This window comes from Variovorax sp. YR752, assembly GCF_943372545.1.
On the sequence record NZ_CALRZC010000006.1, the window covers coordinates 50,584 to 73,294 of the forward strand.

Here is a 22,711-nt window from a genome sequence, read left to right on the forward strand (position 1 = left end):
TGCATCCGCACGGTCAATCCCGTACGCTGGCCCGGCGTCCACGCGCACCGTCCGAGCCCCTGCGGGCCGCCGGGCCGGCCTTGCGGGCGCGCAAAGGAGACCCGCCATGCCAAGCCGATCGAACGGCCTCGCGGCCGAAGTGCAAGCCGTGCGAACCCTGGCGCTCGTGGGCGCCGCGGCTTCCGGCAAAACCTCCCTCGCCGAGGCCTTGTTGTTCAAGGCAGGTGCCATCGGGGCGTGCGGCAGCATCGAGCGCGGCAGCACCGTGAGCGACCACGACCCGCTCGAACGCCGCATGCTGCATTCGCTCAATGCCTCGGTGCTGCACCTCACGCATGCCGCCACGCGCATCCACCTCATCGACACGCCCGGCGGGCCCGATTTTCTCGGCCAGAGCCTGCCGGCGCTCGAAGCGGTCGAAACGGTGGCGGTGGTCATCAATGCCGCCAACGGCATCGAGCCGATGGCCGTGCGCATGATGGAGTACGCCGCCTCGCGCCACCTCGCCCGCATGATCGTCGTCACCAAGATCGATTCGCAGGGCGTCTCGCTGGCGGGCCTGCTGGCCGACATCCAGGCCACCTTCGGCCGCGAATGCCTGCCGCTGAACGTGCCCGACGGCGTCAACAGGCAGGTGATCGATTGCTTCTTCAACCGCTTCGGCCGCTCCGACTTCGGCTCCGTCGAGGCGGCGCACCGCGCGCTGGTCGAGCAGGTGGTCGAGGTCGATGCGGCTTTTGTCGAGCGCTACCTCGACGAAGGCGATGTGGACCCGGCCGAGTTGCACGCGCCGCTCGAGCAGGCACTGCGCGAAGGCCACCTGATTCCCGTGTGTTTTGTCTCGTCGCGCAGCGGCGCCGGCGTGGCCGAGCTGCTGGACGTGATCGTCAAGCTCCTGCCCGACCCGACCGAGGGAAATCCGCCGGAGTTCATCGTCGGCGAGGGCGCGCAGGCTCAACCCATGAAGGCCCTGCCCGACCCGTCGCTGCATGTGCTGGCGCATGTGTTCAAGGTCACCATCGATCCGTATGTCGGCAAGATGGGCATCTTTCGCGTGCACCAGGGCACGCTCACGCGCGACAGCCAGCTCTACATCGGCGACGGCCGCAAGCCCTTCAAGGTGGGGCACCTGTTCATGCTCCAGGGCAAGGACCATGTTGAGGTGTCGCGCGCGCTGCCCGGCGACATCGTGGCGGTGGCCAAGGTCGACGAGATCCATTTCGATGCCGTGCTGCACGATGCCGCCGAAGACAGCCACGTGCATCTGGCGCCGCTGCCGTTCCCGGTGCCGGTGTACGGCCTGGCCATAGAGCCCAAGCGCCACGGCGACGAGCAGCGCGCCTGGGAAATTCTCGGCAAGCTCGCGGCCGAAGACCCGTGCCTGCGCATCGAGCACGTGGCCGCGACCAACGAGACGGTGCTTTACGGGCTCGGCGAGCTGCACCTGCGCATCGCGCTCGAACGCCTGCGCGAGGTGTACCACTTCGAGGTGCTGACGCGGCCGCCGCGCATCGCCTACCGCGAGACCGTGACCGCGCCGGCCGAGGGCCACCACCGCCACAAGAAGCAGTCCGGCGGTGCCGGCCAGTTCGCCGAAGTCTTCCTGCGCATCGAGCCGCTCGCGCGCGGCGCGGGTTTCGAGTTCGCCGACGAAGTCAGGGGCGGCGCGATCCCGGGCCAGTTCATCCCCGCCGTCGAGAAAGGCGTGCGCGAAGTGCTGACCTACGGCGCGATCGCCGGCTACCCCGTGGTCGACGTGCGCGTGGTCGTGTACGACGGCAAGCACCACAGCGTGGACAGCAAGGACATCGCTTTCGCGACTGCCGGCCGCAAGGCTTTCATGGCCGCGATCCGCGAAGCCCACCCGGCCGTGCTCGAACCGATCGTGCAGATCGAGATCGCCGTGCCCGAGCATTCCGTGGGAGACGTCACGAGCGACTTATCCTCAAGACGCGGCCTCGTCACCGGCACCACGGGCCAGGGCGGCGGCACGGTGGCCATCGGTGGGCAGGTGCCCGAGGTCGAGCTGGCCAACTACCAGTCGCGGCTGCATGCGATGACCGCCGGCCAGGGCCGCTACACCATCGCGTTGTCGCACTACGAGGCCGTGCCGCCGGCGGTTCAGAAGACGCTGATGGGCGAGTACCGGGGGCACGAAGAGGACTGAAATCAGCGCGGCGGGAGCCGCGTCATTTCCGCTTCGCCACGGTCAAGTCAGGCGCCTCGTCACGCGCTGCCGCGTGCGACCAGCTCAAAGCCCAGGTCGAGCGTGCGCGTGTCGGGCGTCTCGTTGCGCAGGCGCCGCACCAGAATGCGCGCCGCTTCCTCGCCCATGCGCACGGTGGGCACGGCGATGGTCGTGAGGCCGGGGTTCAGTTCGCTGGCGACCTCGTAATCGCCGAAGCCCATGACGGCCAGCGCCTGCGGCACCGCGATGCCCTGGCGCTGGCACGCCAGCAGCGCGCCTGCGGCCAGCAGGTCGCTGGAGAACAGCAGCAGGTCGCTGTCGGGATGGCGGGCGCGTGCGATGTCCAGCAACGCCCGGCCGCTGGCCATGGTGTAGGGCAGTTCGTCGGCCACCACGGTGCGCGGCGCAAAGCCCGGGTAGTGCTGCGCCACGCCGGCAAGGTAGCCGTCCATCCGTTCGCGCGCGCGGTCGTCGCCGGCGCGCAGCGAGCCCACGAAGGTCGGGCGCGCATAGCCGCGCCGCCGCGCATAGGCGACGGCTTCGGCCAGCGCCGCCTGGTTCGAAAAGCCCACGAGCTGGTCGATGGGCGCATCGGTCCAGGCCCAGCTTTCCACCACCGGGATCGCGGCGCGCACGAGCATGTCGCGCACGGCGTCGGTGTGGTGCGTGCCGACGAGAAAGAAGGCGTCGGGACGGCGCCCGAGCAGGTTGCGCACCACGGCCTCTTCGCGCTCGTGGCTGTAGTCGGTGTGGCCGATGATGACCTGGTAGCCCGCCTGCAGCAGCACGTTCGACAGGCCCTGCAGCGTCTCCGCGAAGATGGAGGCAGCAATCTGGGGGATCACCGCCGCCACCGTCATGCTGCGGTTCGACGCCAGGTGGCTGGCCGCGTGGTTCTGCACGTACTGCGTGCTGCGGATCGCCTCGCGCACGCGCTCCACCGTCTGCGGTGAACAGCTGTCGGGTTCGCGCAGCACGCGCGACACCGTCTGCGCCGACACGCCGGCCACGCGCGCCACGTCGGCCATGGTGACCGAATTGGTGCCGAAGCGGCGGCGGATCTGGCGTTTGTCGGTGTCGTTCATGGGCAGGCCCCGCATTCTGCCGTCAACCGGCGCATGGTCCGGGGCGGCCGCGTCATGCGTCGGTACGCGTGCCCGTGGCGGCCAGCAGGCCGCGCCCGGCCAGGTTGTGCATCAGCGCGCCGATGCCGAAGGTCCACGGCGGAATCGCATCGCTGCGCCCGACCCGGTTGACCAGCGTGCCCAGCCGCTCGGCATGAATCGCAACGCGGTCGCCCACGTGGTGGGTGAAGCCCGCGCCCGGCGCGTCGCGGTCCTGGATGGGCGCGAACATCGTGCCGCAGAACAGCAGGATGCCGTCGGGGTACTGGTGGTGAGCGCCCATGGCATGGCGCACCAGCTCCAGCGGGTCGCGGCTGATGCGCGCCATGGAACTCGCACCCTCGAGCACGAAGCCGTCGTCCTCGCCCTCCACGCGCAGCGACACCACGGTGGCGCGCACGTCGTCGATGCCGAAGTGCGCATCGAACAGGCGGATGAACGGGCCGATGGCGCAGGCGCCGTTGTTGGCCTTGGCCTTGCCGAGCAGCAGCGCGCTGCGGCCTTCGAAGTCGCGCAGGTTGACGTCGTTGCCCAGGGTGGCGCCCACCACGGCGCCGCGCGCATCGACCACCAGCACCACCTCGGGCTCGGGGTTGTTCCAGGTCGAGCCCGGATGCAGGCCGACCTGCACGCCGGTGCCGACCGAGGCCAGCGGCGCCGCCTTGGTGAAGATCTCCGCGTCCGGGCCGATGCCGACCTCGAGGTACTGCGACCACAGGCCCTGCGCAAGCAGCACCGCCTTGAGCCGGTCGGCTTCGGGCGAGCCGGGGCGGATGCCCGAGAGGTCGTCGCCCACCACGGCCACCACCTGGCGGCGCACCGCCTCGGCACGGCCCGCGTCGCCGCGCGCCTGCTCCTCGATCACGCGCTCGACCATGCTGGCCGCAAAGGTCACGCCGGCCGCCTTCACAACCTGCAAGTCGTTCGGGGCGAGCAGATGGCGGTGGGCGATGTCCGGCCCGTACTCGGCGGTCTCGGCCAGCCAGTCGGACAGCGAGCCGAGGGTGCGACCCGTTGCCGCTTGAACGGCCTGCACTGCATCGGCACGATCGAGCAGCGCCGACATCGTGGGCGCCAGCGCGCCGATGTCGAACAGCTGCCCGTCGCGCACCGTCACCAGCGTGGGCCCGCCACCAGGGCCGGGCACCCACACGCGGCCGACCAGCAGTGCACGGTCGGCGTCGTACGGCAGCGTCGCCGCCACGCTCAGGGCGTCTTGCCAAGCCGGCATCTCAGCGCCCCTTGAACTGTGCGGGGCGGCGTGCCTTGAAGGCCGCGCGGCCTTCGTGCGCGTCGTCGGTGGCGAAGCACACGGTCTGCAGGTCGCGTTCGTACTGGATCGCCATTTCGAGCGGCATCGCATAGGCAGCGCGCACGTTGGCCTTGGCCGTCTCGACCGCGATCGGCGGCCGGCTGGCGAGCGTGGCGGCAATCGCCTGCGCGCGCGCCAGCAGCTCGGCAGCCGGCACCAGCTCGCTCACCAGGCCCCATTGCAGCGCCTGCTGCGCGCTGATCGGGTCGCCGCCCATCAGCATGAGCGAGGCGTTCGACGGCCCGATGCTGTGCGCCAGCATGTACGACATGCCGCCGCCGCCGATCCAGCCCAGCTTGACTTCGGGTGCGCCGAGCTTCGCGTGGTCGGCCGCGATGCGGATGTCACAGGACATGGCCGTCTCCAGCCCGCCGCCCAGCGCATAGCCGTTGATGGCGCACACCACGGGCTTGCGCAGCGCGCGGATCGCGTCGCAGTAATCGGGGCGGTTGCGGAAGGTCCAGGGCGAGTCGTAGCCGTCGAGTTCGGCGATGTCGCTGCCGGCGCAGAAGGCTTTTTCGCCCGCGCCGATGATGACCACGGCGCGCACGTCGGCGCGGGTGTTGCAGTCGTTCACGTGCGCCACCAGCGCATCGGCCATCTCGGGCGTGACGGCGTTGAGCTTCTCGGGGCGGTTGAGGGTCAGCGTGGCGATGTGCTCGCGCACCTCGAACAGGATGTGGTTCATGGCGGATGTTTTCGAAAGAAGGAGATGAGGTTCAGACTTCGCTGCCCGCGGGACGGCGGCTCGCATACAGCGACTGCAGCGCGGCCAGTGCCGGCGCGGCACCCAGGCGGTCGGCCAAGGCGTTGCGCACCAGCGCCGAGGCCTCGGTCTGGAACGGGATGTAGCCCGGGTGGCGCGGGCGCACGATGGCCTGCTCGAGCGTGGCCTGCGTCTGCGCATAGAAGCCGTTCCAGGCCGCGTTGACGCGCGCGTCGCCCCAGGCTTCGCGCGCGCTCGGCTGACCGTCGGCGAAGGGAATGAAGTCGCGCTGCATCGCCGGGCTCATGAGCGCGGCGAGATGGGCGCGCAACGTGTCGTCCACCGTGGCGCGGCGGCTCACGGCCAGGCCGGTGCCGCCGAGCGTGGAGCCCAGCCGGCCACCGGGGCCCGCCGCCACATCGCCGAAGCGCAGCGGCTGCCGGCCTTCGCCCGCCACCGCGTAGTTGACGTAGCCGTACACCAGCGGGCAATACACCGCCTCGGCGTTGCGCGCCAGCGCGTCGAGGATGCCGATCGGGTTCAGTGCCGACCAACCGCGAAACGCCAGCGCGTGCAGTTCGCTCAGCAGTTCCCACGCGGCCACGGCGCCCTCGCCCGCAAACAGCAGCCCGGGTTCGCTGGCCGCCGGTACGTCGCCGTGCGCGGCCGCCATGCTGAACAGGCTGAGCGCGGCGTGCGGCCCCGCCAGCGACAGGCACACCGGCTGGCGCCGCGCGAGGGCGAGCACCTCGCTCCACTGCTGCGGCAGCGGGCCGTCGAGCCGGTCTTCGCGCGCCGCGGCCACCTGCGTGGCGGCGTCCAGCGGCAATGCCCACTGCGTGCCGCCGTAGCGGTAGCTGTCGAACGAACGGCCGATGCTCTGCGCGCGCCAGGCCGCGAGCGTGGCGGCGTCGAACAGCGACTCGAGCGGCTGCAGGCAGTGGCCGGCCACCGCGTCGCCGATGTGCGGATGGTCGAGCACGATCAGGTCGTAGCGCTCGGCCAGGTCTTCGATCGGGTGCGATTCGAAACCTTCGAGCGGCTGGCGCTCCCAGCGGAGGTCGAGCCCGTCGGCGCGCGCGCGTTGCGCGGCGCGCTCCAGCGCGACGTAGCCGCGCGGGTGGTCCCAGGTCAGGCCGCGGTAGGCACGGGGGGCGCTCACAGCGTGTCTTCCCCGATCACCTTGGCGCTCATCAGCGCGTCGATGCGCTCGGCGCCCCAGCCCAGCTCGCCCAGAATCTCGCGCGTGTGCTGGCCCGCGAGCGGTGCACCGCGGCGCACGCTGGAGGGCGTGCGCGTGAACTGGATCGGAAAGCCCGGCGTCTTCACCTTGCCCTCGGTCGGATGCTCGTACTCGACGAAGGTGCCGTTGTGCACCACCTGCGGGTCGTTCATCACGTCGGCATAGCCGTACACCGGGCCGGCCCAGATGTCGGTCGCGCGGAAGGCTTCGAGCCAGTCGGCCGTGGGGCGGTGGCGCAGGCGATCGCGCGTGATGGCGAAGATCTCGTCGCGCCGCGCGAAGGTGTCGCGCTCGTCGTCGAAGCCGGCCAGCTCGGGCGCCTCGATCACCTGTGCCAGCGCCGCCATCTTCGGGAACGCCAGCGCCAGGAAGCCATCTTGCGTAGCGAACACGCCGTACGGCGCGCGGATGTATACGTGCGCATGCGGCTCGGCCGTGCGCTCCTGCGGCTTGCCGGCCACGCTGAAGACCGACAGCTCCTGCATCTGCAGCGCGACGATGGCGTCGAGCATGTTCACCTTCACCAGCTGGCCCTCGCCCGTGCGCTCGCGGTGCAGCAGTGCGGCAATCACGGCCTCGAAGGCGGTCGAGGCCGTGATGGCGTCCACCAGGTACTGGCCCGCGGGTGTCGGCGGTTCGCCGGCGCGGCCGGTCGACAGCATCGCGCCGCTCATGGCCTGCAGCAGCAGGTCCTGGCCGGGCCAGAGCTTGTAGGGGCCGTCTTCGCCGTAGCCCGACATCGACACGTAGACCAGCTTCGGGTTGATCTTCGAGAGCGTCTCGTAGTCCACGCCCAGGCGCTGCGCCACGCCGGGGCGGTAGTTCTGCAGGAACACGTCGGACGTGCGCACCAGCTCGTAGAGCGCGTCGCGGCCCTCCTCGTTCTTCAGGTCGACGGCCAGGCTGCGCTTGTTGCGGTTCAGCGAGAGGAACGACACGTTGATGCGGTTGCCGCGCGCGCCGCCGGCCGACACGTGGCGCTGCCATTCGCCGGTGACGGGCTCGACCTTGATGACGTCGGCGCCGAGGTCGCCCAAGCGCTGCGCGGCGAACGGGCCGGCCATGGCGATGGAACAGTCGAGAACGCGATAGCCCTCGAGGATGCTGGATGGTTTGGTCATGGAGTGGTTGACGGGTTGGGGAAATCGATTCACTGCACCTGGCGCGGCGCCTGCGCCAGGTTGCGGCCGGTGGCGGCGTCGAACAGCACGGCCTGCGCAAGGTCGAGGCCGACCGTCACCGCATCGCCGGCGCGCAGGTCGGTGTAGCCGGGCACGGTCACCATCACATCGGCGCCGGCGTTGCCTTCTTCGTCGTGCAGCGTCTGCGCGTGGCTCAGGCTCACCGCCACCAGCGACTCGGCGCCCACGTGCTCGACCAGCGACACCGTGCCGGCCAGGCCCGGTCCGCCGCGCGACACCGACATCGCGTTCGGCCGCACGCCGAGCACAGCGTCGCCGCCCTGCGTGCTGGCCAGGCCCTGCAGCTGCGCCGGCATGGCCATGCGCACGTCGCCGACCGCGAGCGCCTGCGCATCGGCCTGCACGCGCAGCAGGTTCATGGGCGGCGTGCCGATGAAGCGCGCCACGTACAGGTTGGCCGGCTGCTCGTAGATATCGCGCGGGCTGCCGAACTGCTGCACCACGCCGTCCTTGAGCAGCGCGATGCGTGTGCCCATGGTCATGGCCTCGACCTGGTCGTGCGTCACGTAGACGAAGGTGCCGCCCACGCGCTGGTGCAGCTTGGAGATTTCGGAGCGCATGGTGGTGCGCAGCTTGGCGTCGAGGTTGGACAGCGGCTCGTCCATGAGGAACACCTGCGGCTCGCGCACCATCGCGCGGCCCAGCGCCACGCGCTGGCGCTGGCCGCCGGAGAGCGTGCGCGGGAACTTGTCGAGCCACTCGGTCAGCGCCAGCGTGCGCGCGGTGCGCTCCACCAGCTGCGAGACCTCGGGCGAGCGCTCGATGCGCCGCTTGGCCATGCCGCCGAGCAGCGGAATGTGGAACCACCAGCGGTGCTTGCGCATGATGAGCGGGAACGCGATGTTGCGCCGCACCGTCATGTGCGGATACAGCGCATACGACTGGAACACGAACGCAATGTCGCGCTCGGTGGGCGGCAGCGCGTCCACGCGGCGTTCGTTGATGTGGATCTCGCCGCCGCTGACGCTCTCGAGCCCCGCGAGCATGCGCAGCAGCGTCGACTTGCCGCAGCCCGAGGGGCCGAGCAGCACGAGAAACTCGCCGTCGGGCACGTCGAGCGAAACGCCCTTCACCACATGCTTGTCGGCGAAATCCTTGGTGATGTCCTGGAGCTTGATGGAGGCCATGGGGCTTCTCCTTTTCTGTGTGTGTCTGTGTGCTGTGAAGAGAGGTCGCGGCTCAGCCCTTGACGCTGCCGGCCGTCATGCCGGAAACGACGTGGCGTTGCACGACGAGGTAGAAGATGACCGCGGGCAGCGTGTACATCACGCCCACGGCCATGACTGCGTCGAGCGGCGTGCTGAGCTCGCCGATGAAGCCGGCCAGGCCGACCGACGCGGTGTGCAGCCGCTCCTCGGTGATCAAGGTCTGCGCGAACACGTACTCGTTCCAGCCGTGGAAGAACGAGATCACCGCGGCCGCGGCCAGCGTGGGCGCAATCAGCGGCACCACCACCTGCAGCACGATGCCGATGCGCGAGCAGCCGTCGATGCGCGCGGCTTCCTCGACCTCGATGGGCACGCCGTCGATGGCGCCCTTCAGGATCCAGGTGATCACCGGCACGGTGAACGCCGTGTTCGCCAGGATCAGGCCCGAGAGTGTGTTCAGCAGCGACATCTGCGAGAAGATCGCGTACAGCGGCACCACCAGCATCGCCTCGGGCAGCATCTGCGTGGCGAACAGACCGAAGCCGATGGCGCCCTTGCCGCCGAAGCGAAAGCGCGACAGCGCATAGGCCGGGAACACCGCCAGCGCAATGCTCAGCACCGTGGTGCCGATGGCCACCCAGGCGCTGTTGAGCAGCCAGGTCGCCACCGGCTTGATCGCGAACACCTCGCCGTACACCGGCAGCCGCGAGAGCGACGGCAGCAGCTGCGGCCGGTCGCCGAACAGCGCCTCCGACGGCGTGAGCGAGGTCACGAGCATCCAGTAGATGGGAAACGCAGCGGCCCCGAGCAGGGCCAGCACCGCCAGCATGCGCAGCGCATGGCGCCCGGACATCGGCGCGTGTGCGGAGATGGACGTGGCGGCGCTCATCCGCGTGCCCCCTGCTTCTCGGCGCGTGCGGTGTAGCGGAAGTACACCAGCGTCACGGCCAGCGCGACCACCACGCCCACCATGCCCACCGCCGCGGCCTGGCCGAGGTGGTGGTTGACGAAGGCGCGGCGGTACAGGTCGATCACCAGCGTGTTCGTCGCGCCCACCGGCCCGCCCTGCGTGAGCAGCCAGATGAGGTCGAAGCGCCGCAGCGACCAGATGGTGGAGAACAGCGCCAGCAGCGCCACCGACGGGCGGATGGTGGGCCACACCACCGCCTTGAACACGCTCAGGCGATCGGCGCCGTCCATCACCGCGGCTTCGCGCAGTTCAGAAGGCACGCCCTGCAGCGCGGCCAGCAGCACCACCGAAGCGAACGGGAAAATCTGCCAGATGGTGGTGAGCAGCACCGCGGGCATCGCGTGCTGCATGCTGTCGAGCCAGTTCTCGTTGCCCGACTCGATGCCGAAGAAGCGCAGCGTGTGGCCGAACACGCCGTACTGGGCGTTGTAGATCCAGATGAAGATCAGCGCCACCGCCACCGGCGGTGCGGCCCACGGAATGGTGACCGCCGCGCGTGCGATGCCGCGACCGCGAAACGGCCCGTCGAGCAGCAGCGCCGAGGCCAGCCCCAGGCCGATGGCCGAGGCCACGCAGGCCACCGTGTAGAGCAGCGTGGTCCAGATCACGCGGTGGAAGTCGGGGTCGCTCCAGAGGTCGGCGTAGTTCTGCAGGCCGACCCACTCGCCCTGCGCCGGCGAAAGCAGCGAGGTCGAGGTGAAGCTCAGCATCAGCTCGCGCAGCAGCGGGTAGCCCTGGAACACGAGCAGGTAGAGCGTGGCCGGCAGCACCAGCGCGTAGGGCAGCAGCGGGTGGCCCTCGAGGCGATGCGGGCGGCCCGGGCGACCCGATCGGTCTGCCTGCGCCTTGCGGGCCCCGGGCTTGTCGGTGGAAGAAAGCACGGCCGCCATGTCAGCGCTTCAGCACGCGGGTCAGCACGGTCTGCTGCGCATCGTTCATCGCCTTGGCGGGATCGACGCCGCCCTGCAGCACGCGAATGACCTGCTCGATCACCACCTGCTGGATCTCGGGCGCCTTCACTTCCAGGCCCTGCGGCAGCGCAGGCACGCTGTTGGCGGTCTGCTGGTCGTACACCGTGATCCAGGGCCACTTGGCGACCTCTTCGTCGGAGCGCGGCACGTTGATCGCCACGCTGGAGGCGCCGTGGATCAGCTGCAGCTCGCGCTGCGCCTCGGGCGTCAGCATCCACTTGAGGAAGGTGCCCGCGGCCGCCTTGTTCTTGCTGTTGGCGTTGATGCTGATCGGCGCGAGGATCATGCCCTGCGCGCGCGTGGGAAACGGCGACGGCCCGGCCCCCACCTCGAAGCCCTTGGCCTGCGTGGCCAGGTTGGCCGCCACGCCGCCGTTGTCGATCTGCATCGCGATCTTGCCCTCGGCGAACATGCGCCGGTAGGTGGCCGCGTCGGCGCCCTTGGGCGTGGCGGCGGCGTCGTACATCTTCTTGTACGCGGTCACGCCTTCGATCACCTTGGCGCTGTTGATCGTCGGGTTGCCCTGCTCGTCGGACCAGCGTCCGCCGAAGCCGTAGACGTAGTTGCACAGGTCATACCAGAAGCCGCCGCGCTCGGCCATGGTGGCGCGGTAGGCGTAGCCGTAGTTGCCGGCGGCGGTGGCTGCCTTGGCCGCGGCCAGGAACTCGTCGAAGTTCGCCGGCGCCTTGCCCTTGAGCAGGGCCTTGTTGAAGACCATGGCGTAGTTGCTCACCTCGAACACCACGCCGTAGCGCGCGCCGCCGACCTTCATGTACTTGTCGGGACCGGTGAGCGGAAACGCGCCGTCGGCGATCACGTCGTCGATGGCCGCCAGGCGCTTGGCGTTCACCGCGGCATAGAACTCGGGCAGGTCGAAGCGCACGAGGTCGGGGCCGGCGTTGCCGCCCATCTGCGTGAAGATTGTGCTCGCGAACGACGAGAACGGAATCGTCACCGGCTGGATCTCGACCTTGTCCTGGCTCTGGTTGAACTTGCCGATCCAGGCGCGCATCTTGTCGCCGCGCGCGGGCTCGGCAAAGCTGGCCGCGGCGAAGGTGACGACCTGCTTGTCGGCCGCGTGTGCGGTGCCGACGCCGGACAAGGCGAGCGCGGCCAGGCCGGCGAGCCCGGACAAACGCGCGAGGGCCGAACGGCGACCTGGGTGGCCTTGGCCTTGGCGGCTTTGAAATTGGCGAGGGTTCATGTCTTTCTGTCTCCTGGTCGGCAGGGCCTGCCGGTCACGTCTGTGCGTTGGTGGAAAGTTGAATTAGCGCTAACTGTTAGCGCTAACATTTAGAACTGTAGTCTCACATCGGCGCAGGCGCCTGCGGGATTTCCCCTAAATCAAGGGGTAAGGAAGAAGGCTTTGCCGGTGGTCACGGCGGTCACTGCATGACCCAGCCGCCGTCGACGTTCAGCGTCTGCCCGGTGACGAACCCGCTGCCGTCGGCGGCAAAGAACAGCATGGCGTTGGCGATGTCCTGCGGCGAGCCACGGCGCTTGACCGACTGGTGCTCGAGCACGAAGCGCTCGTAGCCCTGCGGGTCGGGATGGATCTTCTCGGCGTCGGTCGGAAACGCGCCCGGCGACACCGCGTTCACCGTGATGCCGTGGGGCCCGAGTTCGCGCGCCATGGCGCGCGTCATGCCCAGCAGCGCGCCCTTCGACGTCACATACGGCAGCAGCAGCGGCCAGCCGCCGTACATCGTGATGCTCACGACATTGATGATGCGTCCGTGCTGCTGGCGCTTCATGTGCGGCAGCGCGGCCTGCACGCAGACCAGCGCCGCATCGACGTTCACGCACTGCACCTGGCGGTGCTCCTCGATGCCGTAGTCCTCGATGGCGCGCGACGGGTAGATGGCCGCGTTGTTGATGAGCACGTCGATGCCGCCGGTCTCCTCGAACAGCGCGGTCAGCTGCAGGCCCAGGCCGCGCGCGTCGGACAAGTCTGCGCGCACGAAGCGCACGCGCTCGCGCACCGCCGCCGCCTCGTCGCCGCCGGCCGCGAGCAGCCGCTCGCCCTTGGCCGTGTCGAGGTCCAGCGCATGCACCTGCGCGCCGGCGCGTGCGAAGGCCCAGGTGATCGCGCTGCCGAGTCCGCCGGCCGCGCCGGTGATGAGCACCTTGCGCCCTGTCATGTCCATGGTCGTCATGTCGTCTGTCTGTCTGCTTATTGGGTTGGAAGGTGCCGCTCAGGGCAGGTTCTCGCGCACCGCGATGCCGGCGCGCACCGGGTCGACACCGGCCAGCGCATCGCGCCCGGCGCGCAGGTTCGCGAAGATGCGCACGCAGTTCATCACCTCGGTCTGCGGGTTCTGGTTGATGACAGCGTCGAGCGTGCCGTCGATCAGCATGGCGCGCGTATCGGGCGTGATCTCGTGGCCCACGAACACCACCTTGTGTTCGAGCTGCGCCTCTTTCAGCGCGCGGCCGATGCCGTCGGAGGCGCCGCCGATGTTGTAGAGCGCCACGAGGTCGGTGTGCTGGCGCAGCAGCGTGCGCGTCTGCAGGTAGTTCTGCTGCGCATCGTCCTGGCCTTCGCGCAGGCCCACCACCTGCAGGCGGGGAAACTGTTCGGCCAGCACCTGCAAAAAGCCGACTTCGCGCTCTTCGTGGCCGCGGTAGCTCAGGCTGCCGGCGATCAGGCCGACCTTGCCGCTTTCGCGCCCCAGCATCCGCCCGAGCAGGTAGCCCGCGGTGCGCCCCGCGGCGCGGTTGTCGATGCCCACGTAGGCGGCGCGGCGCGAGCCCGGCAGGTCGGACAGCAGCGTGAGCACGTGCACGCCCTCGGCCACCAGCGTGTCCACCGCCTCGCGCACGCGCGGGTGCTCCAGCGCCACGAAGGCGATGCCGTCGCACTGGCGGCCCTGGCGCAGCAGCCGGGCCGCGAGCACCTCGGCGTCGAAGCCTTCGATCGCCACGCGGCGGCAGCGCACGTTGAAGGGTTCGAGCTGCTTCTCGACGATCTCCACGTGGTCGCCGAGCATGCGGATGAACTGGTTGGTGCCCGCCGGCAGCACGAAGCTCAGCGCCATCGGCCGCGGGCGGATCACCCGGTGCAGGTTTTCTTCGGGCAGGTACTGCAGCCGCGCGGCCGCCTTGACGACGCGCTGCACCGTCGCCGGGCGCACGCCCTTGCGCGCATGCAGCACGCGGTCGACGGTGGCCTTGGACACGCCCGCTTCGCGGGCCACGTCTTCCAGCCGCGCGCGGCCGAAGCCCTCGTCGGGCGCAGGGGTCGGATCTTTCATGCCGCCGAGTATTCCTGCTGCGGCCGTCTCACGCACACGTTCCATCGCGGCGCCGCTCAGTCCCACCGGCCCGTGACCGTCGGGTATTCGGCCTCGGGCTGGGTGCAGATGGCGCGCACGCGCGCGTCGAAGGCCTCGATGTCGCCCTGCCCGTCGAGCACGGCGAAGCGCGTGGTGTAGCGACGTTCGTCGCCGTGTTCCAGCCAGATCAGCTCGCCGCGCTCGCGCGCAAAGGGCTTGCCCAGCACGTGGTTGGTGCTCGGCTCGATGCCCATCGCGTACTGCCCCTTCTGGAAGTTCTGCCACTGGAACTGGCAGGGAAACTCGTCGCGGTTCACCTCGACCGACAGGCCGATGCCGCGCCCGCCGTCGAAGCGGTCGTTCACCAGCGCGACCGGAATGCGGCCCTGCGCGTCGGCCGCCATCGCATGCTCGTACACCTGCTCGTGAAAATCGTGGCGCGGGCCCACCTGCGTGCGGTAGCCGGCCGACTGGCGCTGCAGCGCCTCGGCATGTGCAGCCCACGGCGTGTGGCGCACCGGCGCGATGTAGCGGCTGCCCTCGTCGAGCACCGGATGCCCGACGTTGATGTGATAGCAGAACATGTGCGGCGTGCGGTAGAAGCCGTGGTTCACCACGCGGTCGTGCAGCGTGAACGCGCGATCGCCGACCCGCGCCTCGATGCGCCGCACCAGGTGCAGGTCTTCGCCGAACACGGTCGACTGCTGGATCACGCCCTCGCACCACAGGATGCAATCGTCGCCTTCCCAACGCTCGCCGTAGCCCGTGAGCCGCGCGGGGATGTTCGCCACGCGGCCGTGCAGCCCGCTGTTCACCGCCTCGCGCGGGCCGTAGTGGTAGTGGCCGGCGGGGTCGCGGTCCATGAACAGCGTGTGGTCGAGCCCGCAGGTCACGAGCAGGCCCGAGAACGAACGCAGCCAGCCCAGCCCGCCCTCGTCGGCGTTCTCGTGCAGGCCGGGGTGGCGAAAGCCCGTGGGCGACTGCCAGCCGATGGCCGCGCCGCGGTACTCGCAGGCGCCCACATCCATCGCGCGATCGACCAGCACATGGAACGCAAAGCCCGCGCCGGTGCGGAACTCCAGGCAGCGGATGCCGCGCTCCACGCCGTCGCCGAGCGTGACCAGCCGCACGCCCGCGAACTGCGACAGCGTGCCCGCGTGCTCGCGCAGCGACTGCCGGGTCCAGCTGCGTCCGTACAGCTGCGTCACGCGCCGGCCTCCAGCAAACGCGTGTCGAGGAACTGCTTGGCGCGCGGCACGTCGGACTCGTCCAGGTGCTCGATGATGATCGGGATGTTCGGGTGGTGCTGCGACAGCCGCTTCAGGTACAGGTCGTAGTTGAGCGCGCCCAGGCCCGGCGCCGGCAGCTCGATCTCGCCCACGCCGCGGAACTGATGCGCTTCGGAGGCGTCGATGTCGGCGAACTTCTCGCCCTTGTCGGCGCCGCTGCTGCGCTTGACGTCCTTGGCGTGTGCAATGCGCACCTTGTCGCCGAGCGCGTCGAACATCTGGTTGAGCACCTGGTCCATGCGGTCGATGTTGTGCGTCTCGAAGTAGTTGGTCGGATCCATCAGCAGGCCCAGGCCCGGGTGGTTCACGTCGGCGAATAGGCGCAGCGTTTCCTCCACCGAGCCGATGATGTTGTTCACGTAGGTCTCGACCAGAAACACCGCGCCGTGGTCGTACGCCTCCTGCGACAGCTCGCGCACCACCTTCACGCAGTCTTCGTAGGCGCGCTCGGTCTTGTTGTCGGGGTGCGAAGACCAGTCGCTCTCGGGGTTGACCGTGCCGGTCTCGCTGATCACGAAGGGCGTGCCGCAGTCGCGCGCATGGCGCAGCGTGGCCTTGAGGTAATCGTTGCGGCGCTTGCGCTCCGCCGCGTCGGGATGGACGATGTTGGTGTACGCCGAGATGCAGCTGATCGGCAGGTTGTGCGCGCGGAAGGTGTCGCGCACGCGGTGGCACTTCTCGCGCGTGATCGCCTCGGGCGTGGAGAAATCCATGTCCTTGAACGCGAGGTCCAGCTGCACCGTGTTGAAGCCCTGGGCCTTGATGCGGCGCGCCGATTCCTCGAGCGCATAGGGAAAGTAGCCGCTGAAAATTCCGACTTGAATCATGTCGCTTGTCTCCTGTGGGTTGTTCTGCAAACGCCGCCGTCGGCGGCCCGGGGTCTCACACGCCGTAGTCGGACAGCGCCACGGCGCGCTTTTCTTCGAGCGAGCGGTAGCCCGCCTCGACCAGTGCCATCGTCTTCACGTTGTCGGCCACGTCGAGCAGCGGCGGCTCGCCGCTGTGCAGCGCCCATTGCAGCTGCTCCATCACGCCGGCGAAGGCCTGCGGGAACCAGCGCGTGGTCCATTGCGGCTGCACCCACGCGCCGCCGGTGCTCCGGCGCGAGGCAAAGCGCAGCGTGCTCGGGCTGCCCTCGGGGTAATCGGGCCAGCCGATGGTGCCCTCGGCAACGCCCTCGGTGCCTTCGACGCGCCACTTGATGTAGATGTCCGATTCGAAGCCGTCGCCGTGCGGCCCGGTCCACACGTCTTCCAGGCTGACCGCCATCACGCCGCTGCGAAAGCGCAGCGTGGAGCACACGATGCCGTCGCGGTGCGCGAAGCCGGTGCGCGGATCGGGCCGCGCCGCGGTGTAGATGTCTTCGGGCTCGCCGAACAGGAAGCGCAGCACGTCCAGGTGGTGCACGCTCATGTTGGCCAGCGTGAGCCGGCCGTAGCCGCGCAGGAACTCCTGCCAGTGCGGAATGGCGCGCATCTCGATCGTCGCGAGCACCGGCGTGCCCAGGTCGCCGCGATCGAGCAGTTGCTTGAGCACGCGCATCGACTGGTCGAAGCGCATGTTCTGGTTGACCGACAGCAGCTTGCCGGCACGGCGCGCCTCATCGGCGAGCGCGCTGGCCGTCTCGAGGTCGAGCGCCAGCGGCTTCTGCGCGAGCACCGCCTTCACGTGCGGCTGCGCCAGCGCCAGGCGAATGAGCGCGGGCTGCAGGTCGGGCGGATAGGCGATGTCGACGATCTGCACCTGCGGGTCGCGGATCAGCGCTTCGGGGTCGTCGTGCACGGTGGCAATGCCGTGGCGCTGCGCCACCTCGGCGGCCTTGGCGCGCGTGCGCGAGGCGATGGCCACCACCGGAAAGCCGGCTTCGCGGTAGGCCGCGAGCTGCACGTCCGCCATGATGAAGCCGGCCCCCACGGCGCCGATGCGGAACTCGCGGCAACGGATCGGCGCGTCGGGCACCAGGCCTTCGAGCCCGCTCATTGCGCGCGCTCCAAACGGAAAGCCCTTCGCTGACGCGGCAGCCACATCGCCCGATTCTTCATGCTTGTCTCCAGCTTCTTTGTCGCAGATTGAGGCAGTCGTTGTGCTGCCCTGCGACGAAGATTAAGGGACGGTGCTGCGCGGCTCAACGCAGTGGCATGAGGTGTTTTGAGGTGAAGCCGGATCGGCGCCTCAGTCGATCTTGATCCCCGCCGCCTTCACCACGTCCGCGTACTTCTTCAGGTCCGCCTGGATCTGCTGGCCGAACTCCGCCGACGTGTTGCCCACCGACGTGATGCCGAGCTTGGCCAGCCGTTCCTTGACCGCCGGCTCGTTCACCACGGCATGCAGCTCGCGCTGGATGCGATCGACGATGGACTTCGGAGTCTTGGCGGGTGCGAGGAGACCGATCCACGAACTCGCTTCGAAGCCCGGCACGGTTTCGCCCACGGTCGGCACGTTGGGCAGCGACGGCAGCCGCTGCGCGCTCGAGATCGCGATGGCGCGCACCTGCCCGCGCTCGATGAAGGGCAGCGCGCCCGCCACCGCGGTGTAGAGCATCGGCAGCTGGCCGCCGACCACGTCGGTCATGGCCTGGCCGCCGCCCTTGTAGGGCACGTGGATGAACTCCGCGCCGGTCTTCACCTTGAGCATTTCCGCGGCGATGTGGGGCGTGCCGCCCGTGCCGGAGCTGCCATACGACAGGCCGCCCGGGTTGCTCTTCGAATACGCGATGAGCTCGGGCAAGGTCTTCGCGGGCACCGAAGGGTGCGTGACGATGACGAGCACCGCATCGCCGATCTTGCTGACGGGCACGAAGTCTTTCACGGTGTCGAACGGCACTTTCGCGAACACGTGCGGGTTGATGACCAGCGTGCCGTCGAAGCCCAGCACCAGCGTGTAGCCGTCGGGCGCGGCGGCCGCGACCATCTGCGTGCCGATGTTGCCGGAGGCGCCGGGCCGGTTGTCGACCACCACCTGCTGGCCCAGCCGCGCACCGAGGCGCTCGGCCACGACGCGCGCGCCGGTGTCGGTCACGCCGCCGGGCGTGAAAGGCACGACGAGGCGGATCGGCTTGTTCGGGTAGTCCTGCTGCGCGTGCGCCGGCGTGGCGGTGATGCCAATGCCGATCGCGAGCGCACTCACAGCAGCCATGGCCAGCGCCAGCACGCTGCGGCGGGGAATCTTGTCGATGTTCGTCATGGGTCTTGTCTCCGTTCTTTTGTTGATTGAATCTTCAGCGCGCCCAGCGTTTTTCGAAATCCCACACGTCCTGAAAGCCGATGAGACCGCAGAACTCGTTGAAATCGAACAGGGGCACCTCGGGCGCCTGGCTTAGGCCGCTGTGCTTGAGGTGGCTCAGCGCGCGCTCCATCGCCGCGGCGGCCGACAGGCTGGTGAGCGAGGGGTAGATGGCCAGCGCAAAGCCGATCTCCTCCAGCACCTTCGCGGGCAGGATCGGCGTCTTGCCGCCATCGGCCATGTTGGCCAGCATCGGCGTGTCGAACGCGGCGCAGGCCTTGCGCATTTCTTCTTCGGACTGCGGCGCCTCGAAGAACAGGATGTCGGCACCGGCTTCGGCGTAGGCCTCCAGACGGCGCATCGCCTCGTCGACGCCGAGCGAAGCACGCGCATCGGTGCGGGCGATGATGAGGAAGTTGTCCTTGTCCTCGCGCGCCTCGGCAGCCACCTTGATCTTGTCGACCATGTCCTGCGTCGGCACGCAGCGCTTGTTAGGCGTGTGGCCGCACTTCTTCGGAAACTCCTGGTCTTCGAGCTGGATGGCCGTGACGCCGGCCGCCTCGTAGCCGCGCACCGTGTGGTGCACGTTCAGCAGCCCGCCGTAGCCGGTGTCGGCATCGGCGATGACGGCGCCCTGGCTCGTGCGCACCAGCGTCGCCATGCGGTCGAGCATCTGCGTGTAGGTGGCAATGCCCGCGTCGGGCAGGCCGAGGCTCGAGGCGGTGAGCCAGTAGCCCGTGCCGTAGACGATGTCGAAGCCGACCTTGTTCGCCACGGTGGCGGCGATCATGTCGTGCAGGCCGGGCGCGACGATGAACTCGCCGCGGTCGAGCTTCTGGCGGAGGATGGGGTTCGCCATGCCCGCTTACTCCGCCGTGATGCCGCCGCGCTGCGCGACGAGCGACCACTTCTTCGTCTCGCTCGCCAGGAAGGTGCGGAACTCGGCCGGTGGCGTGAGCGTGATGTCGGCGCCCTGGTCGTGCATCTGCTTTTGCACCGCAGGGTCGGTCGTGACCTTCTTCAGGTCCTGGTTGATCTGCGCCACGATCGGCGCCGGCAGGCCGGCCGGGCCGAACAGGCCATACCAGCTCAGCGATTCGACGCCGTTCAAACCCGCTTCCTTGAAGGTCATCGCATCGGGGAACAGCGGCATGCGGCGATCTGCCGCGACGCCCACCACGCGCAATGCGCCCGAGCGCACGTGCGGCAGCGCCGTGAGCACGCTGGTCACGCCCATCGGCAGGTGGCCGCCGATGATGTCGACCATGATCGGCGCGCCGCCCTTGTAGGGCACGCCGGTCAGCTTGAGGTGGCCGACCTGGCGGATCAGTTCGCCGGTCAGGCGCGTCTGCCCTTCCGAATAACCGCAGCCCAGTTCGTCCTTGCGTGCGGCGGCCAGCAGGTCGGCCAGCGTCTTGTAGGGGCCGTTGGCCTGCACCACCAGCACCGACGGCGAGTTCGCGATGTTGGTGATGGGCGTGAAGGCCTTGTCGGTGTCGTAGGGCAGCGATTTCATCAGCACCGGGTTGACCGCGTGCGAGCCCACCACCAGCAGCAGCGTGTGGCCGTCAGGCGCCGCGCGCGCCACGGTGCTGGAGCCGATCACGCCATTGGCGCCGGTGCGGTTGTCGACCACCACCGACTGGCCCCACAGCTCCGAGAGGCGCTGCGCCATGAGGCGGCCCACGATGTCGGTGCCGCCACCGGCCGAATACGGCACCACGAGCGTGACGGCCTTGCTCGGGTACTTGGCACCCTGCGCGAAGGCGCTGTCGCCCGTGCCGACAGCGGCGAGCGACGCAAGGCCGGCGAGCATCTGGCGCCGGTTGGGATGAGGAAGGTGAAAGGTGGGGTTCATGCAAGTCTCCGGGTGTTGTCTTGTGTGTCTTTCTCACGCTGGCGGCGCAGCCAGGTGATGGCGCGGCCGCCGAGCGGCTTGCGCAGTGCGTCCTGTGCAAAGTCGACCGCCGCGAGCAGGCCGGCGAGCGAGATGCCGGTGGTGAAACCGCTGCGCTCGGCCATGAGCACGAGGTCTTCGGTCGCCACGTTGCCGGCGGCGCCGGGCGCGAACGGGCAGCCGCCGATGCCGCCGACGCTCGCATCGAAGCGGCGCACGCCGGCTTCGAGCGCCGCCCACGCATTGGCCACGCCCATGCCGCGCGTGTCGTGCAGGTGCACCGCGAGGCGCTCGATCGGCATCACGCTGCGCAGCGCCGCCATGCGTTCCTTCACCTGGCCCGGCGAGGCCGAGCCGATGGTGTCGGCAATGACGATCTCGTCGGCCGCCGCCGCATGCATGCGGGCCGACAGGCGCAGCACTTCGTCGAGTGGCGTCTCGCCCTCGAAGGGACAGTCGAAGGCCACGGCCACGTAGGCGCGCGTGCGCAGGCCCAGCGCGCGCGCGGCGGCAATCGTCTGCTCGCTCACCTCGGTGGCCTGGTCCAGCCCCATGTTGATGTTCTTGCGGTTCATGGTCTCGGTGGCCGAGAGCACGACGGCGATCTCTTGCGCGCCGGCGGCGTGCGCGCGCTCCAGCCCCTTGAGGTTGGGCACCAGCACCGACGTACGCAGCGCCGCGAAGCGCGCCTGCACCAGCGGCAGCAGTTCACCGGCATCGGCCATCTGCGGCACGGCCTTCGGCGAGACAAAGCTGGTCGCCTCGATGCTGCGCAGGCCGGCTTCGACCAGCAGTTCGATGAGGCGCAGCTTGCCTTCGGTGCCGACGTGGACCGCCTGGTTCTGCAAGCCGTCGCGCGGCGCGACGTCGGTGATGTGAATCGCTTCCCTCGCGCTCATGCAATGGCCCCTTCGGCGCGCAGTGCTTCGAGCTTGTCGGGGGCATAGCCGACGAGGTCGACCAGCACCTGGCGCGTGTTTTCACCGAGCGCCGGCGGGCAGGTGAACGCCCTGCCCTGGTCGGCTGCCGACAGCTTGATGGGGTTGCCCGGCATGCGCACGCGCTCGCCGGTCTTCAGCGGCACCTCGACCACCATGTCGCGCGCCAGCACCTGCGCATCGTTGAGCGCCTGCTCGAAGTTGTTGACCGGGCCGCACGGAATGCGCGCCTCGCGCAGGCGTTCGAGCCAATGAGCGGTCGGTTGCTTGCGCATCGCTTCGCCGACCACCGCATCGATCTCAGCCTTGGCCGCGAAGCGCACCGGCTGCTGGCGGTACTCGGGCTTGCGCAGTGCCGGCAGGTCGATGAACTCGACAAAGCGATCGAAGAACGGATCGCCGATGCAGGCAATGATCACGTGGCCGTCGGCCGTCGGGTAGCTGTTGTAGGGCACATGCACGAAGTGGCCGTTGCCGATGCCTTCGGGCACGTGGCCCGACAGCAGGTGCATCGTCGCCATGTAGTTGAGCAGCGAGATCTGCGCGTCGAGCATCGACACGTCGACATGCTGGCCCTTGCCGGTCTGGTCGCGTTCCACCAATGCAGCCAGCACGCCCATCGCGCCGAACATGCCGCCGCCGAGGTCGCCGATGGGGATGCCGCTGCGCGTGGGGCCCGTCTCGGGCGTGCCGGTGATCGACATGCCGCCGCCCATCGCCTGCACCACCTGGTCGAAGGCCGGGCGCTGCGTGTGCGGGCCGGTCTGGCCGAAGCCGGTGACCGAGCAGGTGACGATGCGCGGATTCACCGCGGCAAGCGAGGCGTGGTCGATGCCCAGCCGCTCGGTCACGCCGACGCTGAAGTTGTCGAACACCACGTCGGCCTTGCGCACGAGGTCCAGAAACACCGCCTTGCCGGCCGGCGTCTTGAGGTCGACGCACACGCTCTGCTTGTTGCGGTTGAGCGTGAGGTAGTACGCGCCCATGCCGTCGCGCGAATAGTGCGGGTCGTTCTCCAGCAGGCGGCGGGTGCCTTCGCCGCTGCCGGGCGGCTCGACCTTGATGGTGCGCGCGCCGAGGTCGGCCAGCAGCATGGTGCCGTAGGGGCCGGACAGCATGTGCGTCAGGTCCAGCACGGTGATGTGTTCGAGTGCCACGTTCAATGTCTCCGAAAGGTTGGCGAATGCCTCAGCTATTGCAGGGGCCGTGCCAGCGGTTCGAACGCA

Annotated in this window: 20 protein-coding genes; 1 reads left to right on the plus strand and 19 read right to left on the minus strand. The window is 69.2% G+C overall.

The window, feature by feature from the left end; all coding sequences use genetic code 11:
* Window positions 1-106 precede the first annotated feature (106 nt).
* Complete coding sequence (gene fusA, locus AAG801_RS02435) at window positions 107-2,167, plus strand: elongation factor G (RefSeq protein ID WP_341887006.1); 2,061 nt, start codon at window positions 107-109, stop codon at window positions 2,165-2,167.
* 59 nt (window positions 2,168-2,226) lie between these two features.
* On the opposite strand, the gene AAG801_RS02440 is transcribed toward fusA, so the two are convergent.
* The 19 genes from AAG801_RS02440 to AAG801_RS02530 all read right to left on the minus strand — a co-directional run bounded on the left by AAG801_RS02440 (window position 2,227) and on the right by AAG801_RS02530 (window position 22,642).
* Complete coding sequence (locus AAG801_RS02440) at window positions 2,227-3,273, minus strand: LacI family DNA-binding transcriptional regulator (RefSeq protein ID WP_341887007.1); 1,047 nt, start codon at window positions 3,271-3,273, stop codon at window positions 2,227-2,229.
* A gap of 52 nt (window positions 3,274-3,325) precedes the next feature.
* A complete protein-coding gene (locus AAG801_RS02445; protein ID WP_341887008.1) occupies window positions 3,326-4,543 on the minus strand; it encodes a fumarylacetoacetate hydrolase family protein in 1,218 nt (405 codons plus the stop codon).
* A 1-nt stretch (window position 4,544) separates the two neighbouring features.
* The gene (locus AAG801_RS02450; RefSeq protein ID WP_341887009.1) at window positions 4,545-5,312 is read right to left on the minus strand and encodes an enoyl-CoA hydratase/isomerase family protein; all 768 of its coding nucleotides are present in this window, start codon (window positions 5,310-5,312) and stop codon (window positions 4,545-4,547) included.
* A gap of 31 nt (window positions 5,313-5,343) precedes the next feature.
* Entirely contained in the window at window positions 5,344-6,492 is a 1,149-nt protein-coding gene (locus tag AAG801_RS02455) for a hypothetical protein (protein WP_341887010.1), read from the minus strand.
* Window positions 6,489-7,694 (minus strand): CoA transferase, encoded by a 1,206-nt coding sequence (locus AAG801_RS02460; RefSeq protein WP_341887011.1) that lies wholly within the window; start codon window positions 7,692-7,694, stop codon window positions 6,489-6,491. The genes AAG801_RS02455 and AAG801_RS02460 overlap by 4 nt, the downstream gene beginning before the upstream one ends.
* A gap of 29 nt (window positions 7,695-7,723) precedes the next feature.
* Window positions 7,724-8,902, minus strand: coding sequence for an ABC transporter ATP-binding protein (locus AAG801_RS02465; protein WP_341887012.1), 1,179 nt, complete (start codon window positions 8,900-8,902; stop codon window positions 7,724-7,726).
* A gap of 52 nt (window positions 8,903-8,954) precedes the next feature.
* The gene (locus AAG801_RS02470) at window positions 8,955-9,812 is read right to left on the minus strand and encodes a carbohydrate ABC transporter permease (RefSeq protein WP_341887013.1); all 858 of its coding nucleotides are present in this window, start codon (window positions 9,810-9,812) and stop codon (window positions 8,955-8,957) included.
* On the minus strand, window positions 9,809-10,783 hold the full coding sequence (locus AAG801_RS02475; protein WP_341887014.1) for a sugar ABC transporter permease: 975 nt from the start codon (window positions 10,781-10,783) through the stop codon (window positions 9,809-9,811). Before AAG801_RS02475 ends, AAG801_RS02470 begins: the two co-directional genes overlap by 4 nt.
* 1 nt (window position 10,784) lies before the next feature.
* Entirely contained in the window at window positions 10,785-11,999 is a 1,215-nt protein-coding gene (locus AAG801_RS02480) for an extracellular solute-binding protein (protein ID WP_341887015.1), read from the minus strand.
* Window positions 12,000-12,249: 250 nt separating this feature from the next.
* Window positions 12,250-13,020 (minus strand): SDR family oxidoreductase, encoded by a 771-nt coding sequence (locus AAG801_RS02485; protein ID WP_341887016.1) that lies wholly within the window; start codon window positions 13,018-13,020, stop codon window positions 12,250-12,252.
* A 39-nt stretch (window positions 13,021-13,059) separates the two neighbouring features.
* On the minus strand, window positions 13,060-14,118 hold the full coding sequence (locus AAG801_RS02490; RefSeq protein ID WP_341887017.1) for a LacI family DNA-binding transcriptional regulator: 1,059 nt from the start codon (window positions 14,116-14,118) through the stop codon (window positions 13,060-13,062).
* Window positions 14,119-14,174: 56 nt separating this feature from the next.
* Window positions 14,175-15,347: an aldose 1-epimerase family protein gene (locus AAG801_RS02495; protein WP_341887018.1), complete on the minus strand. Its 1,173-nt coding sequence runs from the start codon at window positions 15,345-15,347 to the stop codon at window positions 14,175-14,177.
* A complete protein-coding gene (locus tag AAG801_RS02500) occupies window positions 15,344-16,255 on the minus strand; it encodes a sugar phosphate isomerase/epimerase (RefSeq protein WP_341887019.1) in 912 nt (303 codons plus the stop codon). Before AAG801_RS02500 ends, AAG801_RS02495 begins: the two co-directional genes overlap by 4 nt.
* Window positions 16,256-16,310: 55 nt before the next feature.
* A complete protein-coding gene (locus AAG801_RS02505; RefSeq protein WP_341887020.1) occupies window positions 16,311-17,408 on the minus strand; it encodes a Gfo/Idh/MocA family oxidoreductase in 1,098 nt (365 codons plus the stop codon).
* A 192-nt stretch (window positions 17,409-17,600) separates the two neighbouring features.
* Window positions 17,601-18,611, minus strand: coding sequence for a tripartite tricarboxylate transporter substrate binding protein (locus AAG801_RS02510; protein ID WP_341887021.1), 1,011 nt, complete (start codon window positions 18,609-18,611; stop codon window positions 17,601-17,603).
* A 34-nt stretch (window positions 18,612-18,645) separates the two neighbouring features.
* Complete coding sequence (locus AAG801_RS02515) at window positions 18,646-19,509, minus strand: isocitrate lyase/PEP mutase family protein (protein ID WP_341887022.1); 864 nt, start codon at window positions 19,507-19,509, stop codon at window positions 18,646-18,648.
* Window positions 19,510-19,515: 6 nt separating this feature from the next.
* Window positions 19,516-20,508, minus strand: a complete 993-nt coding sequence (locus tag AAG801_RS02520) for a tripartite tricarboxylate transporter substrate binding protein (RefSeq protein WP_341887023.1) — start codon at window positions 20,506-20,508, stop codon at window positions 19,516-19,518.
* Window positions 20,505-21,446, minus strand: a complete 942-nt coding sequence (locus AAG801_RS02525; protein ID WP_341887024.1) for a hydroxymethylglutaryl-CoA lyase — start codon at window positions 21,444-21,446, stop codon at window positions 20,505-20,507. The genes AAG801_RS02520 and AAG801_RS02525 overlap by 4 nt, the downstream gene beginning before the upstream one ends.
* Window positions 21,443-22,642 (minus strand): CoA transferase, encoded by a 1,200-nt coding sequence (locus tag AAG801_RS02530; protein WP_319356231.1) that lies wholly within the window; start codon window positions 22,640-22,642, stop codon window positions 21,443-21,445. The genes AAG801_RS02525 and AAG801_RS02530 overlap by 4 nt, the downstream gene beginning before the upstream one ends.
* Window positions 22,643-22,711: the final 69 nt, after the last annotated feature.

Coding starts and splice junctions, on each gene's coding strand:
- fusA (WP_341887006.1), top strand. CDS start 107: ATGCCAAGCCGATCGAACGGCCTCGCGGCCGAAGTGCAAGCCGTGCGA.
- AAG801_RS02440 (WP_341887007.1), bottom strand. CDS start 3,273: ATGAACGACACCGACAAACGCCAGATCCGCCGCCGCTTCGGCACCAAT.
- AAG801_RS02445 (WP_341887008.1), bottom strand. CDS start 4,543: ATGCCGGCTTGGCAAGACGCCCTGAGCGTGGCGGCGACGCTGCCGTAC.
- AAG801_RS02450 (WP_341887009.1), bottom strand. CDS start 5,312: ATGAACCACATCCTGTTCGAGGTGCGCGAGCACATCGCCACGCTGACC.
- AAG801_RS02460 (WP_341887011.1), bottom strand. CDS start 7,694: ATGACCAAACCATCCAGCATCCTCGAGGGCTATCGCGTTCTCGACTGT.
- AAG801_RS02465 (WP_341887012.1), bottom strand. CDS start 8,902: ATGGCCTCCATCAAGCTCCAGGACATCACCAAGGATTTCGCCGACAAG.
- AAG801_RS02470 (WP_341887013.1), bottom strand. CDS start 9,812: ATGAGCGCCGCCACGTCCATCTCCGCACACGCGCCGATGTCCGGGCGC.
- AAG801_RS02475 (WP_341887014.1), bottom strand. CDS start 10,783: ATGGCGGCCGTGCTTTCTTCCACCGACAAGCCCGGGGCCCGCAAGGCG.
- AAG801_RS02485 (WP_341887016.1), bottom strand. CDS start 13,020: ATGACGACCATGGACATGACAGGGCGCAAGGTGCTCATCACCGGCGCG.
- AAG801_RS02490 (WP_341887017.1), bottom strand. CDS start 14,118: ATGAAAGATCCGACCCCTGCGCCCGACGAGGGCTTCGGCCGCGCGCGG.
- AAG801_RS02500 (WP_341887019.1), bottom strand. CDS start 16,255: ATGATTCAAGTCGGAATTTTCAGCGGCTACTTTCCCTATGCGCTCGAG.
- AAG801_RS02505 (WP_341887020.1), bottom strand. CDS start 17,408: ATGAGCGGGCTCGAAGGCCTGGTGCCCGACGCGCCGATCCGTTGCCGC.
- AAG801_RS02510 (WP_341887021.1), bottom strand. CDS start 18,611: ATGACGAACATCGACAAGATTCCCCGCCGCAGCGTGCTGGCGCTGGCC.
- AAG801_RS02515 (WP_341887022.1), bottom strand. CDS start 19,509: ATGGCGAACCCCATCCTCCGCCAGAAGCTCGACCGCGGCGAGTTCATC.
- AAG801_RS02520 (WP_341887023.1), bottom strand. CDS start 20,508: ATGAACCCCACCTTTCACCTTCCTCATCCCAACCGGCGCCAGATGCTC.
- AAG801_RS02525 (WP_341887024.1), bottom strand. CDS start 21,446: ATGAGCGCGAGGGAAGCGATTCACATCACCGACGTCGCGCCGCGCGAC.